General features: G+C 41.6%; 4 protein-coding genes. All 4 read left to right on the top strand.

The window, feature by feature from the left end; translation table 11 throughout:
• Positions 1-27 precede the first annotated feature (27 nt).
• From VK159_RS21965 to VK159_RS21950, 4 genes are read left to right on the top strand one after another with little or no spacing between them, the layout of a single operon-like run.
• The gene (locus VK159_RS21965; protein WP_324232323.1) at positions 28-486 is read left to right on the top strand and encodes a hypothetical protein; all 459 of its coding nucleotides are present in this window, start codon (positions 28-30) and stop codon (positions 484-486) included.
• A gap of 21 nt (positions 487-507) precedes the next feature.
• Complete coding sequence (locus VK159_RS21960; protein ID WP_324232322.1) at positions 508-7,146, top strand: hypothetical protein; 6,639 nt, start codon at positions 508-510, stop codon at positions 7,144-7,146.
• Positions 7,147-7,184: 38 nt separating this feature from the next.
• Positions 7,185-7,952 carry a hypothetical protein gene (locus tag VK159_RS21955; RefSeq protein ID WP_324232321.1) on the top strand — a complete coding sequence of 256 codons (768 nt, stop codon included), beginning with the start codon at positions 7,185-7,187 and terminating at the stop codon, positions 7,950-7,952.
• A gap of 15 nt (positions 7,953-7,967) precedes the next feature.
• Positions 7,968-17,480 carry an RHS repeat-associated core domain-containing protein gene (locus VK159_RS21950; protein ID WP_324232320.1) on the top strand — a complete coding sequence of 3,171 codons (9,513 nt, stop codon included), beginning with the start codon at positions 7,968-7,970 and terminating at the stop codon, positions 17,478-17,480.
• Positions 17,481-17,486: the final 6 nt, after the last annotated feature.

Here is a 17,486-nt window from a genome sequence, read left to right as displayed (position 1 = left end):
AGAACGATTATTTTATTTTTTGGGATAATGATCTGCGCTGTATTGTATTCATGCAAAGACAAAGAAGCGGCAGCTTCCATAATCACAGAACAGCATGATGTACAGATCCATTACCCCGGAATTGGAATGATCTATATTGATAAAGGGGACTGCACAAAATTGCTGAGAAGCGATTCTGTTTCGGCAACAACATTTGTTTGTTACAGGATCGGGGTGCTTGACAGTGTGCAAACCAAGAATGGCAACGCCAGCTATGAAGAAGAGAAGAGTGTTTATTACCAATACAATATGGAACATGACTGGAAGGCATTGTATCAAGGAGATTCATTAAGCCCAGTGTTTTTTCATGTAACGAACAGAAAGCAGAAGAACAGGTTTGAAGGGGTGCTTGTATTTGAAACGCCTACTGGAAAAAATCCCGATACGCTTATTTATAATGACACATATGGTGTATGGGGTAAACAACTAATTGTATTAAACAGATAATTCAATATTAAGTAAAGGCTCATGCAGATCGAACGTAAAAGAAAAGTTATTGCGACATTCTTCCTTCTTGTTTTATCGGTGGAACTATTTGTGCCAGCTGTCAGCTTTGCATTAACGAACGGACCGGCGCAACCGGAGATGCAAAAATTTGAAGCTGCCGGTGCAACAGAAATGGTTGATCTTTTCTCGGGTGATATGAAGTATAATATCCCCTTGCTGGATGTGGGGGGCTATCCTGTAAATATTTCCTACAATTCAGGAACAGGTATGGAAGATGAAGCCAGTTGGGTAGGTGCCGGATGGACACTTAATCCCGGTGCTGTTAACCGGACTATGCGTGGTTTACCGGATGATTTTAACGGAGACCTTGTGACGAAAGAATATTCGAGAAAGCCTTTTGAAAAAATTGGCGGTCAGGTTGTTTTGAAGCCATCATTATTTGCCTGGGAAACAGGGGGGATTAATGCCTCTGTTAAATTAAATGTTTACAAAGACAATTACTATGGTATTGGGGCATCCTTTGGCGCTGGATTGGATTTTAATCTTGCTAAAGAATCGAAGACCAGTTTAACAGCAGGATTGGGATTGGATGTTAACTCTGATGTTCGTAACGGTGTAGATGTAAGTCCGTCGATGTCTTTAGGAATTGATCATGATTTTAAAAAGGAAAATTTCGGTTTATCACTTTCAGGTGGGTTTGATTATAATTCAAGAAGTGGGTTGAAAAACATTTCTCTCGGGGCCACTTTTTCTACAATGCCATCATCAAGTTTAACAAGAGACATAAAAAGAAATTCATTCAGTTCGTCTGCTGTAAATTATTTCGGACAATCCTACACACCAGCGATAAAAAACAATACAACCAATTCCTCTTTTACATTAAATTTTGATTTCGGTCCAACTGTTTTTGGTGGCTATATTGGACTTGGAGGAGCAGGATATGGCTATAAAGAAAAAATAAGTGAACCCGTTGCGTTGGCACCTGCCTTTGGTTATATGCACTATTTAAAAGGCCGGAGAAATGAAGACGCTCTTTTAGATTTTAACCGTGAGAAAGACGGGGTTTTTTTAACCAGCAACCCCGCTATTGCCACACCGGTTGCCACCAATGATTTTTTCGTTGCCTCCGGTCAGACTGGGAGCCAGCAATTCAGAGCACATTTAGGAACAGGGTTTGTAAGTTTCGACAAGAAGTACTCGAATGTTAATACTGCAAATACAGATATTGGTGTAACAATTGGTGTGATTAATGCTTTTAAAGGGGGCGGGCGAGTGAATTACAGTTCAGGAAGATCGGCCACAAAAAAGTGGACGTCAAATAACATCTTTCTTGAGCATGCCGAACCTGCTTTTTCAAATAGCCCTGCGGAGGAAGGCGTTTATTTTAAACAGGTGGGAGAGAAAACCATTTCGGACAATAATTTTTACAATACATTTCTAAATACAACACTCTCACAGGTTAAGCTAAACCGGGCAAGCAGTTCGAAAAATCTTACTACACGGAACGGAACAGAAGCAACCTCATTAATTAAAAAGACAAATAAGGAAAAGCGTGTTTACGGTTTTCAATATCTCACACAAGCACAGGCAAAGAAATATGCGCTGGATAAAAAGATAAATGGTGTTGAGCGAGACGATGCTTCACATGATTATCGCCGGAGCCATCATATGTCGGAAGTGACTGTCACTGATAATGAAGGGAAGCGAATGGTTTACGGTATTCCTGTTTATAACCGCAAACAAGAAGAAGTTACATTTTCAATAAAGGAACCAACCAATAAAGAAGAAGCACGTAGAACCGGTTTGGTTAGTTATTCGGCAGCCGATGCCAGTTTTGCAAACCGTAACGGCCGGGACTGGATGTACTCGAGGGAGAAAATACCCGCTTATGCAACTTCATTTTTATTGACAGGTATTTTATCTCCTGATTATGTTGATGTAAAAGCTGACGGTATCACGGACGATGATTTAGGCACTGCTGTTAAATTCAAATACAAAGAGATTACCAGCAGGAATAATTTATACAAATGGCGTGCTCCTTACCAGCAGGACATGGCCAATTATAATGAGGGTTTTTTAAGTGACCCTAAAGATGATAAGGCCAGTTATGTATATGGGGAGAAGGAAATCTGGTATCTCGATGCGATTGAAAGCAAAACAATGGTAGCAGTTTTTTTACGTAGTGGCAGGCGTGATGCTTATGGCGTGGCTGGAGAAAACGGGGGGCGGGGAGGTATTCAGTTGGAAAAACTTGATACGATCAAGCTTTATTCGAAGGCTGATTTGATTAAGAATGGCGTAAATGCCATTCCTGTAAAAACAGTCGTATTTGAATATGATTATTCGTTGTTTCCCGGCATACCAAATAATGCGGTGAACACCGGAAAGCTTACGCTAAAGAAAATCTATTTCACGTTCGGGAAGAATCAACGTGGGAAGCTGAATCCGTACGAATTTTCCTATGATGAAACACTCGTAAATGCTGCTAATATTATTGGGTTACCGGCAATTCCATTAACGAATGCAGAGAACTCAGATGATTATCTTGAACGGCAGTCGGATCGTTGGGGCGTTTATAAAAAAAGTTATTATAACCGTCTTGTAAACGGGAATCCTGTTTTGAATAATTCAGAATTTCCCTATGTGCCACAGGTAAGTGAAAGCAATCCATATGTACGGGCGCTTGCTGATAAGCTGGCTTCCAAATGGCAATTAAAAAAAATCATCACTCCGTCAAGTGGTATTATTGAAGTGGAGTACGAGGCTGATGATTATGCTTATGTGCAGAACAGAAGGGCGATGCAGATGTGTTTTGTGAAAGAGGTTGTGGCAACTGATGATAAAGGATTGATCAGCGCTTCACAGATCAAGGTGGAACTTCCAAAAAGTATAACTACAACAAACGCAACGGAGGCAAAAAAGGAATTTATCCGGTTATACATGACGGAGGCTGATGGGAAACCGATGGGAAAAATGTTTTATAAATTTTTGTGTGATGTAGATAATAAAAATCATTATGAATATGTGCATGGGTATGCGGAAATAGATTGGACCAATACAACAGCTATTGGTAATACTGCAACCATTGGTTTGAAGAAAGTTGACGGTTATAATCCCATTGCGAAAGCAGCGTGGCAAATGTTAAGAACTGATTTGCCACAATTCGCCTATGATAATTATGACAACTCAGGTGCAAATGGTTTTAGTGGTGACTTTGCTGCAGCGATCAAATCAATGGTTTCTGCTATTGTAGGGGTTGGTGAGTTATTCAGGTCATTCGATAAACGTGCGGAAAACAGAAAGTTTGCTAAAAATGTAGACCTGAATGCGAGTATGGTGCGCCTCTTTCAACCTGATCTGAAGAAAATAGGTGGAGGTAGCCGGGTAAAGAAAATCCAGATCTCTGATGACTGGGAAGCAATGTCGAATACAGATGGTGCAAAAACATCGAAGTATGGACAAACTTATACATATACGACAACTGACAACCAAGGTAAGACGATATCATCAGGAGTTGCGTCTTATGAGCCCCAAATAGGAAATGAAGAGAACCCGTTTCATGAACCCATAAGCTTTACAGAAACTGTTCATTGGAGTAAGGATCGATATCATTTTATTGAGAAGCCTTTTTGCGAAACCTTTTTCCCATCAGCTTCAGTTGGCTATAGTAAAGTAAAAGTGACTTCATTTGGTAACGATTTTACCGGGAGTGGGGAAGTACCGTCGGAGAAACAACATACCGGTTACATTATCCATGAATTCTTTACCGCAAAAGACTTCCCTACAAAAGTTGATTACCTCCCTCTGGAACAGAAGGCCTATGAGAACAGCCTGATCATGAAATTATTCAGTACAAGGTCAGTTAAAAAACTATCGGCATCGCAGGGTTTTAAGATCGAGTTGAATGATATGCATGGGAAACCTCAAAGTGTAAAAGTATTTGATAAGGCAGGGAGCATGTTGTCTTCTACTGAATATCACTATAATATCGTAGATGAAGACGCTGCGGAAAAAGAATTAAGGAACGAAGTGCCTGTCTTAAATGCAGACGGTACTTATTCAACACAGACGATTGCCACCGATATTGATTTTGTAACAGATGTAAGAGAAAGTCTGAGTACAACAACAGGGGGAAGCAGAGGTGCTTACGTAGGATCGGCTCTGTTCGGACTGATCCCTGGCACATATGCCGGCATGGCGTATAGCCAAAATTCCTCTTTTGATTTATTTAATTCAATTGCCTGTGTAAAGGTCATCAACCGTTTTGGTATTGTAAGTAAGGTGGTGACAACGCAAAATGGCTCCACCATTGTAGCAGAAAATCTGTTATGGGATGGTGAGACAGGAGAAGTGCTTGTAACCAAAACGCAAAATGAATTTGACCAGTACACCTATGCATTTAATTACCCGGCGCATATGGTGGCTGAATATGAAGGAATGGGAAGCGCTTATAAAAATCTTGGTATCACCTTTACAAACTTTGTTACCGGAACAGATGGGAAAATTGCTCTCACCTCTCTATCGGCAGCTGATCAACAAAAATATCTGTTCCCGGGAGACGAGCTTGTGTATATAAGCGGGTTGGGGGAGTTAAAAGGCTGGATCATTAAATCGATAGATGGAAGCTACCGGTTAATTGATAAGAACGGAAATTTTATACAAGCCACCGGTTCCTGGTTATTACTTCGCTCTGGCCGACGAAATCTGTTAACAGCCGGAGTAGGGTCAGTGATCAGCATGAAAAACCCAATGCAGAATGGACGTATTGAACTGGATGTGGATGAAAAAATTCTTGACTCAAAAGCTGTGTTATATAAAGATGAGTGGGGAATACCAGTTTCCAATATGAACACCGAGGAGCAGCCACTTGCCAGTGGTAAATGGGGCTTAAAATGGGAGTATTGGTTGGCATTTTCAAGATCCCTTTTTGAAATAAATAACGCAACAGGCAAACGCTATCTATTTTCTTTCGTCAATGATCAGGTAACAGTTGGCGACATCATCAGAGTGGGAATTCAAAAAGGCTATTTTGCCAGTGGCAGCAACCCATTGCTTGACTTTTTCAATCCCTGTATTGGTGGAACAATCCCTTCTGTCGATAATATCTATTACTACCTTGGGACCAAAAGAGAATTAAGCCCTGCCGGTTCAGGTTATATGATCCTTGGTGATGATAAAGGTTTTTTTGCAACTTCACAACAGCAAAAAATATCTGAGATCTCATTTGTTGGATTTAATGCCGGAGTAATGAATTTCCTCAATAACGGTTCAGGTCAACCGAAGAGAGACTTATTTGGATTCGGTATAGGATCATGTACGACATCTGCTTCTTACAAAATTGCAAATTGTAATGTAGAAGAGGGGACAACGCAGGAAGAAGGTTCTGCAAATACTTCTGAAGGTATTGATAGCATTATTTATCCGGAACCGGAACCACCTGTTTCCGTTTACACAACCACTTGTAGATTTAAGCTGAATATTTCAGGGTTACTATTGAGTGATGCACCTATTGTCGAAAGTTGCGTTTCACCAATTGACAGGGTCTTTAATCCTTATTACAAAGGTGTATTAGGTAACTGGCGTCCGCTAATGAATTATGTCTACACGGTGAACAGGGAACAAAAGCCAGGTAACCCGGCCCAGACAGGTGGAACCGATATTCGTAATTCGGGAGCTTATGTCAGCTATGCCCCATTCTGGCAATGGCCGACAGGTAGTAGGTTAGAGCGGAGCTTCACTGATGCGGTTAACCTTCCTTTGAGTGATGCGAGGTCGAGATGGATATGGAGTAGTAAATCAATACATTTTGATCAGAAGGGTAATGAAGTAGAAAATGTGGATGCTTTAAACCGCTTTGGATCGGCCCTGTTTGGTTACCGTGAATCTGTTGCTATCGCTGTTGGTGCAAACGCACGACGGAATGAAATTGCTTTTGATGGGTTTGAAGATTATGATTTTGAACTGGAGAATAATCTTAACCAATATGTATGTCCGCCTAAACGTCATCTTGATTTTGGATTTACCAAACAAGGTATCAACTGGGTTAGTAGTGCCGGGTCGATCGTGAGTAACCTATCACATACAGGTAAGCACAGTTATGCCATTTCTTCCTCCGTTAACCTTATCAAAAATGCAGGACTGGCTGCTCCTTCCACAGCAGCACTTCTTGGCTTTGATAATATTGGGCGTTACCTGCTTAAATCAAATGAGCTTGCCAATGGATTTGCACCGGTTGCAGGTAAGAAATATTTGTTCAGCATGTGGGTGAAAGACAACTCACCAAATGAAAATACTATACAGGGACTGACGATAAAATTCAATAATATAACTAAGGATATCAGTGCATTAACTGTACCTGTAGTTGAAGGTTGGAAGAGACTGGAATTAAGTTTCACTGCCAGCAGTCAGTTTCAACTTGAACTGATTCCATCAGGCACAATTTACCTGGATGATATCAGGATACTGCCCAATGATGCACAGATGAACAGTTATGTTTTTGACAATCGCACACTTCGTTTGATGGCACAACTGGATGAAAACAATTTCGCCACAATTTATGAATATGATGAAGAAGGTACGCCTGTTCGTGTGAAGAAAGAAACTGAACGTGGCATTATGACGATCAAGGAAAGCAGGCAATCATTGCGAAAACGAAATTGATAACAAGAACTTATTTATTGAACTGATTTATGATACTAATGAGAAAGAAAACAGTGCTTCTTTTTGGAGTATTCGTGCTAACTACTGCTATTGTTGTTTTTGCGCAACATCGGGGTTGGTTTCATTTTACTGTAGACGAAACAAAGCTTGATGCAAAGGAAGAGTTTAAAAAAGTTATGACGGTGTTGAATAGTCCTGATTCGGTTATGCATATATCAGGTACTATGCGAGTATATGATCAGGAGAACAAAAATAAACTGCAGGAACAAAGTAGCTTTTTGGTTGAGAAAACGAATCAGTCATTCTATAGTCGGTTAGGTTATGTGCAGACAATCGGTGTAGACAGTTTTTTGATTGAGATTGATACGGTAAATCAATTGATCGGATTATCAAGGGCCGATGTAAGTATGTATCATAAAAGGCTCAGCAATGCAATTGCAATTGATCAATTTTTAGAGGATTCAGCTGTGTTTAAAATGGAATTATCTGTTCGTGAAATCAATCAAACTGATCGAGCAATTACGATTAAAAACCCATTGACTCCTGAGATTAAATTGTCGACCATTTACTATGATGCAAATACTTATCGTATAAAAAAAGCCGAAACAGATTGGTGGAAAAGCGGGATGCCTGAACCGGAAAAAAAGGATGAGCAGAAAACCTGGCATTCTGAAGTAAGTTATATCTATAGCCGAATGCTTACTGTTTCAGCAGTTGAAAAAATGAAGGCAGTTGTTGAATTTGCAAATGGGGTTGTTTCAGTAAAGCCGGCCTATAAAAATTATCAGTTAACGACATCGTTCTAATTGAAGCAAATAAATATGAGTAAGAGATTATTCCATATGGCAATGAAAAAAAATATCCTGCTATTGCTGTTATCAGTTCAGTTTTTTTGGGCAAAAGCAGCTGATGAATCTTATGTTCAGTCAATGACCGGTGCGATCAAAGCAAATGATTCCTGTACAGTTATTGATGATAAATTTCTGAACCTGCCATTGAACCAATGGAATCTTATTAATAATTTATCTGTCAACAATTATATTACGTTTGAACTAAGACAAGACACCAATATTTATTATTACAATAAATCCTTTACCTGTACCCTTAATCTCTCCATTAAATATTACAGCAGCAGAGACCAGCAAACCCCTACTGAGATCAATAATATTTCTTTAGCAGTGAAGTATGATACTGCTTCCGGTAAAGCTTATGCCATTTACGACCGGTATGCTTTTAAAAATGCATACAAAGTAACAGTAGTTGTAAACTCTATTTCTTCTCAGGAATGGGGAGCAAACCTCCCAGCCGTTTTTCGTATAACGAACCAGATCTCTGTTCAGCGGAAATATCCGTTTACGCCAATTGTGAATGCTCCATTGGGTCTTTCGTTATCTGAATCAGGTTCTTCAACCTCTCAGCAGGGAGGTGAAATGTTTTCGACACTAAGTATTGACCCCGAGCCGCCATCTAATAACCGGTTAATCATTAACTGGGATCCCAGTGATTTTACCGGTTACCCAAATGGGTTTGCTATACCTGAAGAATATGATTTCGAGTGGACGCATGTTGACGCACTTGATGAACGAGCGGGAGCATTCAGTAATAATACAATCACGTCTTCACAGGTAGAGGACCTGATGCGATTTGACAATTCGAGGGTTACCATAACAGGATCTTCTTATACGATCAATCTTGCATACCCCGATGGATTTATCGTTGTGCGGGTAAGAGGAGTGTGGACAGACCCTGTGACAAAAATGAGACGAACTACAAATTGGCAGTACTTAAATGAGACGGGGGCGGTTGCATTCACCGGAATTGCTCTTCATGAACAAACATTAAACTGGCAATATAATGTCAGTTACGCAGAAGAAGGAAAGCGCAAAGAGGTGATGTCCTATTTTGACGGTTCTTTCAGAAACAGACAGTCGGTAACCATTAATAACAGTGATAACGTTGCTGTGGTTGCTGAAAATGTTTATGATCAGATGGGTCGGCCCACTTTGTCAATTTTACCGGCACCGGTTAATTCGAATATTCTTCAATACTATAAAGCAATTAATCAGAACAGTGCAGGAGCCCCTTATAGTTATACAGATATTAACCTTCCAAGTGCAAATAACTGTAATATAAATGCCAGCCCACTTAATACGGGCAGTATGGGAGCGGCGCAGTATTATTCACCTCAAAATGCTTTTTTTCAGCAAAACGGCCAAAACATTTATTCATTTGGGTATATCCCAAATGCAGAAGGGAAACCATTTGCGTTAACGCAATATAAGTCGGATAATACGGGACGCATTCAATTGCAAGGTGGTGTAGGTCCAACCTTTCAACCGGGTGTGGCTGATGCAAACGGGCAATCCCATGAAACACAGTATTATTATGGTAAGCCCATGCAGAGTGAGCTGTACAGGATTTTTGGTGCAGAAGTTGGCAATGCTTCGCATTACCTGAAAAACCTTGTAATTGATCCAAACGGCCAGGTAAGTGTGAGCTATGTTGATGCTGCAGGAAAAACGATTGCAACTGCGTTGGCAGGTATAGCGCCCGGAAATACCGACCCCTTGGCTTCCTCAACCGCACCGGGTGCGGAACAAACCAAAACCGATGTTTTGATGAAACCGGCAGATTTCCAGGCAGATGCAGGTTCGTATATTAAAGAAGCAACCGCTTCATTTTTACCTCCTGTAAAGGGGGCTAATTATACTATTCAGTATGCCGTTGACCCTGTTTCGTTTGGACCCTGGAACGCCCTTGTTCAGGGACAACAATTTTGCAGCAATTGCTATTACAGTATTGAAGTACTGGTGAAAGATGATTGCGGTACCACAGTTGGAACGGCAAGCAGTACAGCATTTCAGGCCAATGATGTGGTTTGTGGTAACACAACAGCATTTACAGGTTCTTTATCTTTTTTTGTTGCACGAATTGGCGAGTATCACATCAGTTACAAGCTGAAGTTGAGTGAAGATGTGATCCGTTACCAAACGGATTATTATATCAAGAATAACCGTGACCTGAAGGATATCCAGCATTTTTTTGAAAAGGAATTGCTTACTGCTGAATTAGCAGGTTGTTTTACTGATTGCGAGGCGTGTAAAAATCTGCCGACGCTTGCCGTGTTCACGCAAAAAGTGAAAGATCAGATTCAACAAATCAGGGATGAAAAATACCCGGTTTCATTGTACCCCGATTTTGATATTAATTCAACTGCCATCAATCAATGGATCACGAATCAATATAACAGCATTGTTGCTAATTGTGTTACAATCAACCAAAACTGTACGCCATCACCCTGTGAGGAAAAGCTGGAAATGATCAAACATGATGTAAGACCCGGAGGGCAGTATGCTACTTTTTCTACGGATGCAAATGGGGTTCACAGTTACCTGGAAGGAGCAATCAATGTATTGCGGTTTTATAATCTCAATCTGCCCGATAACCAGGAGATTTATAACATCAGTTTTATTGATGATAATGGTTTTACTGTTTACATTCGTAACTTATCTGTATCGGAATTTATTGCGGCCTATCTTAAGCATCCTGAATGGGCAGACGCCTTTTCCAAAAAACATATTGAATACTGCAGCTATGAATGGTGTAAGGATGCAGGGCAAACCAACCGTGATTACAGCAATGAGGCCAGCTACATATTTGATGAAAAACTAAAGAAAGAGATCAGCACCGGGCAGCAAGCCGTAAACGCCGGTTATTTTGTTAACCCGGCAAGTGGGGGAAGCACAGATTATTTATGGCTGTCGAATGCAGATAAGTTCTTCAATGGTGGTAAAGGCACGGGTTACAAAACTCAATTGCAGACCGACCTGACAAATCTTTCAACAATCATGAAAATGAATGTGAAGGATTTGAATGGTAACAATCTACCTGCTAAAAACATTTCCCAACTGGTAGACTGGATTCTTTACTGCCGACCCACCAATGATAATGCAACACAGCAGGACCTGATCAACTCCTGGACTTGTACACCTGATGTAGCCTGCCGTTCGCTTACGATGGAGTGGGAACTGTATCGCAACTACTATTTGCAAATCAAAAGTAAATATGTGCGGTTGGCAAAACAGGCAACCAACCCAGCCTGTTTGGATTGTTTTATCGGAAACGACCCATTGGCAGCGAATATTTGTGAAGATCCCGGTGTGCTGACTGATTATACTGTTGCGGGAACAGGGAATGAGAAGTGGGTAGAATATAAAAACGGAACTGTTCCGTTTAAAGGGAATTACAGTATTAAACTGTTGTATACCGTTGGTGCCAACGTTCATACCTATACGCTTACAACGAAAAAAGGCGATGTTAAAATAAACACACCCAAACCTGTTTTGCAGAATGGTACAGAGGATCCGAATCCTTCTTTTACAATTGTATCGGTAAAATGTTTGAGCGGTGCAAGCCAGGCTGCATGCAACAGTTCTTCGGGCGGCAGTGTTACCTGTCCGACCTCATCGCAATTTTCCTATGTATATGATTTACTTTATGACAATTGTCCTTCTGGCTCTTGCGGTTCATATTACGATGATGTGCAAGACCGCTCCGATGATATCTATTATGTACATACGTCTGGGCCTGTTGCTGTGCCAGTTACATTAACGGTTGATATCTATGAAGTATCGTTAGATCCTAATTATTCGAGCAGTTATAACTGTCCAACAAGAACCATTCAAACATTGCAGGGGACTTTCCAAGTAACCATACCGGCAGGGTCAGACAGAGCACTGCTGGGTAATCAAACAGTCAACTATTCGCTGAATCTGCAAACAGGATGCTATAACAGTTTTAGCAATTATTACATCTATACCGTAAGAACGAATGCGATAACTTGTCAGTCATCATGCCCTCCATCTTCCGCTTTTCAAATGAACTATGGGGAAGCAACAACAAGTTATTTTTCTTGCCCGGGAAGTCAGAATTTGGATCAATACATTACCCGAACCCCGGTTTATTTAACTCATGTCAATGGACCGGTTCAAACAAATCTGACATTCAATGTTTTACGAACCATTTTTTATCCAAATGGAACTTCCTATCAGGAGACCAGTTCAATTGTATTACCGGCAGGACAAAGCAGTGTTTACGTTGGTGATAATACGTATGAATTTGTTGATTTAAACGGAAATTGCATAGAAGATAGAGGTGAAAATATCAGGTCCCGTTATATTGTTAACACTTCTTCTCTGAGCTGCAGCGGTTCAACTCCCACTATAACCCCACCTTCTTCCTGCCCATCAGACCCACTTTACTTGCTTTACGGCAGTAAGCAGCGCATATTTAATGAGTATGTTGATATGGATAGCTACATCCAATGCAACAATGCCAACCTTCCACAAACACAGGCAGAAATTGATGCACTGAAAGCGGCAGGCACTGCACGTTTACGACAGATTGCTCTCGATGATTTACCTAACCTGAAAACAGAATGGGAAAACAGGTTAAAGTCAGTAAGAGATGAAGAATTCCCAAGCTACAAAACAACGGAGTTTGATGCTGTTATTGAAAACCTGGTGAATCAGCTTGGTATTGTTGCCCAAAAACATATTGAAACAGCACCCGAGACTAATATCCGTGCTGCCAGCACTTTGCCTGCTGGCGTTACAGCAAATAATGGCTATAACAATTTTGAACAGGTGTTTACTGCCATCATTGGCACAACGCTGGTGCAGCAAGGCTTTGGTGCGCATTTGCTGGACCAGCCTTACCCGCATGACCGTACGCCGGTTATGTTGAACTCAACCATTGGTGAAATTTCTGCCAGCACCCGTACCGCTATTACTACTCTTAAAAACCGCTGGATTGCGGCAGGCGGCCCGGGTACTTTCTACGATTACCTGAAAAATGAACTGAAGGATGACTTTGTATTGACCCAGGCAGAGCTTACCGATCTTGAAACAAGAGCGGCCGGAACCTGCCGGTATACCAGGGAATACATTACGTTGCCAACAGCTTTCTCACCTGTACCCGCCAACAACAGTGGCTATACAGCGTGGGTTACCTGTGGTACTGTAACAGGTTTGCGCAACAATTTCCAGGCAACGTATCCAAACGTAACAGCCGGTACAAAACTCTACCGGAAACTGTTTGCGAACTATATGAACTCGAAACTTGGTTATACATTAACCGTTGATGATTATGAAGAGTTCCTCAATGTAACTTGTGCAGCCAACAGCAATGCTGTGTTGTACAACCGGGCAGCTTCACCGCTTATTACTGCCGAACTTGACATTATTTGCATGGATGGCGTTTTACGTAATGTATTCAACAATGCAGGCCAGCAATTCGAATGGTATATTACTGAAGAACGTACGAAATTCCGCAACGGGTATATTTCAAAATGTTTATCAGCCAATGCATCTGCCAAGCTGCAGGGCAAGCAGTATGAATATCATTACACACTTTATTATTACGACCAGAGCGGTAACCTGGTAAAAACCATACCACCGGAAGGTGTTGCGTTATTATCTGATGATGAGATAGCACTGGTGGAAGAATTCAAAGATTTTGTAACGCCTTCCTGTTCACCATCGGCGGTGAATCCTGATACACAGGGTAATGCCAATGCTACATTTACTGCATTCAGTACCAGTGTTGCAAGTAACACTACCCGGTCGGCAGAGATGTGGTTGTACAATGGCACAGCGGGGAACAGCACCCGCCACGTACGCATTGTTACTCCCGACAAAAAATATTTCTACCAGGCCGCCATTCATGAAGGCAAGCTGTGGGTGGAGATGTATAGTCTGCAGGAAAGTGGGGTAACCGGTGAGGTTGAAATAGTATTATCGAACCAGGCTGTGGCACCCATCACTTCTTCGTTAGGAGTACAAAGCTGGAGTCATGTGTTTATTCAGTCGGCCAATGGCCTGGCGAATGGTGAGCTGCAGCTTTATCTGGATGGGCGTAAACTGATCAATCTTACAGGAACAGCAGCAAGCCCGTATCCGTTCGAGTGGGAAATTGAAGCGAATACAGGCAGCTATACATTGCCCGGTCAATTACTTGCCGACCTCAAACATTTCCGCATTTATAATCGAGTGGCCTCCGATGCGGAAGTGCTGGCCAATTATTATAATTCCTGCCTGGCACCTGTGAACGGGCTTGCTGTACGTACACCACTTCAATACTGGGGCCGGTTTAATGTTCCTGCACCCGGCACCGCTACGACCACAGGCCCGGGCAGTACCGATGAATATGTGAACCGTTTTATTGTGCCCGATCATACACTGGCTACTACCTATTTCTACAACAGCCTCAACCAGGTAGTGAAACAAAATACTCCGGATGCAGGTACCAGCGAATTCTGGTACGACCGTTTGGGACGGTTAGTGTTTTCACAAAATGCAGAACAGAAATCGCCGCTTGTGGTGAATGCAGAAAACCCAAACAACCGTTTCAGCTATACTAAATATGATCCGCTTGGCCGCATTATCCGTGTGGGTGAAAAAACAGGAGCACCTGCGCTTACAGAAGACAATATAAGAGATAATGCGTTTGTTGACGGCTGGTATAATTCTGGTACCGACCGGCAGGTAACTGTTACAGCTTACGACGAACAACCGGTATGGACACCAACACAGTTGCAATACGGCCAAACTAACCTGCGGAAACGGGTGGTGGCAACAACCATCATTCCCGCCAGCTTCCAGGCAAATGACCTGGCCAATGCCTTGCTGAATAGCCGGCAGGCAGCCAGTTATTACAGCTATGATATCATCGGGAATGTGTACACACTTGTGCAGGAAAATAAAGCATTGGCCGCAGCAGAACCTGCGGGTGGTGGTTTTAAAGAAATCAAGTATGAGTATGACCTGGTGAGTGGTAAGGTGAACAAAGTATTGTACCAGGATGGGAAGTGGGACCAGTTCTATTACCAGTACCGTTACGATGCAGAGAACCGTTTGATCAAAGCGTACAGCAGCCGCATCAATTACAGCAGTGTAAGCGATTGGGTAACCGAAGCCGGGTACACCTATTACCTGCATGGCCCGCTTGCCCGTATGGAACTGGGCAATAAAAAAGTACAGGGGGTTGATTATGCCTATACGCTACAGGGATGGTTAAAAGGTGTAAACGGTGTGCGGCTTTCGCCTGAAGGAGATGGAGGGGACATGAGTAAAGATGGCTTGCCGGGTAGTAATAGTGTATACGACAGCCATGCCCGTGATGCTTACGCCTTTAGCCTTGGTTATTATACAGGAGATTATAGTCCGATTGGAGGCAGCAATGCCAAGGCATTTAACGTGCAGTACACGGCCCCGGGTTTTGACCCAACCGGTGGGGTACGTACCCTTGAAACAGGAAAATCCTTGTATAACGGCAATATCAGCTATGCTACTTATGCCATGAAGCCGCTTGAAAGCGGAAGCACGGTGGGCTATACTTACCGTTACGATCAATTGAACCGTTTAACCGGTATGCGCCGCAATACTATTGCGGGTACCGGTACAGGTTGGAATAATAGCGGCATTATCGATGCTTATAAAGAAGAAATTGCATACGATGCGAATGGCAATATTAAAACCTACCTGCGTAATGGTGCCGGCAGCCAACCCGTAATGGATATCCTTAATTACGATTATAATTATAACAGCAAAAATAAGCTGGTGAATAATAAACTGCGCAGGGTAAGAGATGATAATACGGCTGCTGCTAATTATACAGAAGATATTGACGACCAAACCAACCCCGATAATTACCAGTATGACCGTATTGGTAACCTGGTGGCTGATGATGCTGAAAACCTGGACCGTATCAACTGGACAGTATATGGTAAAATTGCCAGTATCCGTAAAACAAACAGAAGCATCAGCTATAGCTACGATGCAGGAGGCAACCGTATCGGTAAAACGATAGGTATTGATAACGGACCTGTAACAACTACCATTTATGTACGGGATGCACAGGGAAATGTGCTGGGTGTGTATGAACATGAAAATAATAATACCAGTGGTATTACTTACGCCTGGCGGGAGCAGCATCTTTATGGCAGCAGCCGTTTGGGTATGTTTACACCGGGTGTTGAGTACAATGATGCGAACGCTGTTTATAACCCTGTAGGTACCGATCCAGTAAATAATGGTGTGGAAGGTTTGCGTGCTTATGAATTAAGTAACCATTTGGGCAATGTAATGGTAACAATCAGCGACCATAAGATTGCTGTACCTGTAACAGGTAATGGTTCGTTGACTGATTATTTTGTGGCGGAGGTGTTGAGTGCGAATGATTATTATCCTTTTGGTATGCAGATGCCGGGAAGAAAATTTGTTAGTGGAGCTTACAGGTATGGATTTAATGGGAAGGAGAATGATGATGAGGTGAAGGGAGAAGGAAATTTTCAAGATTATGGGTTGAGATTTTATGATTCAAGACTGGGTCGATTCTTAAGTTTTGATCCATTGGCAGCATCTTATCCATTTTATACACCATATCAATTTGCTGGAAACATGCCGATAAAGTTTATTGATTTAGATGGCGGAGAGCCTAAAGACCCTGGAAAAAGCGTTGGTGAAAAACAAACTGGTACTAATGCTGGTAATGATGTAGCTGATACATGGACATGGTCCGGTTCAAAATGGGAAAGAGGGGTAACAAATTCTGAAGTTATAGTTACAGGCCGAAGCAATAAACGTAAAACAGAAACGACCTCGTCATCTCAGACCCCAACCATTCAATATGCCGAGATAAATGATATACTTCTAGATCGAACAACTTCAAGTTTGCAAAAACTAGAGAGGTTAAAAGCAACTGAATTTAAATACTCTTTTAAAATGGGGGATGGTACGATAGGCACAAGAATAAATAGTAATTATGTAGACGATATTAGAAATGGCTACAATATAGATGGTAAAATTCTGAGAAAGCAATTAATAAAAGGAATAACTGAAGCATTATCTGATGTGTTTACATTTATTGATGCTGGTAATTTGGCATTGAGTCAAGAAAATGGAGAACTTTCTGTACCTTATATTGGAGGGGTAACAGAAATGTATGTACATAATTATGTTTTAGATATTGATAAGACTCATTTTGATGCAGCTTTCAAGCAAGGTTACCTTCATACAGCAAGAATTATGGCTTCCGGTGTTGGTACCAGAAGTGGTTTAATCGGTGTTTATACTAGCAAGGAAGTTATGTACTCAATCTTAGCAAATGGAGGGTTAGATTTTAGAATACATAAAGTCACATCATTTGTGGGCAATGATAAGTATCCAGATAACCCGATTAATCCTGAAACAGGTAAAAAATTTGATTTTTTTATCTTAATTCCTGCAAAGAATAGCGGACGTAATACAAATTTTGGCGTTCTTCCTATTAAATAATATTTA

The sequence above is a fragment of the Lacibacter sp. genome (assembly GCF_035299325.1).
GTDB lineage: Bacteria > Bacteroidota > Bacteroidia > Chitinophagales > Chitinophagaceae > Lacibacter.
Note: the sequence above shows the minus strand (reverse complement) of the source record. Positions and strands in the feature narration are given on the sequence as shown.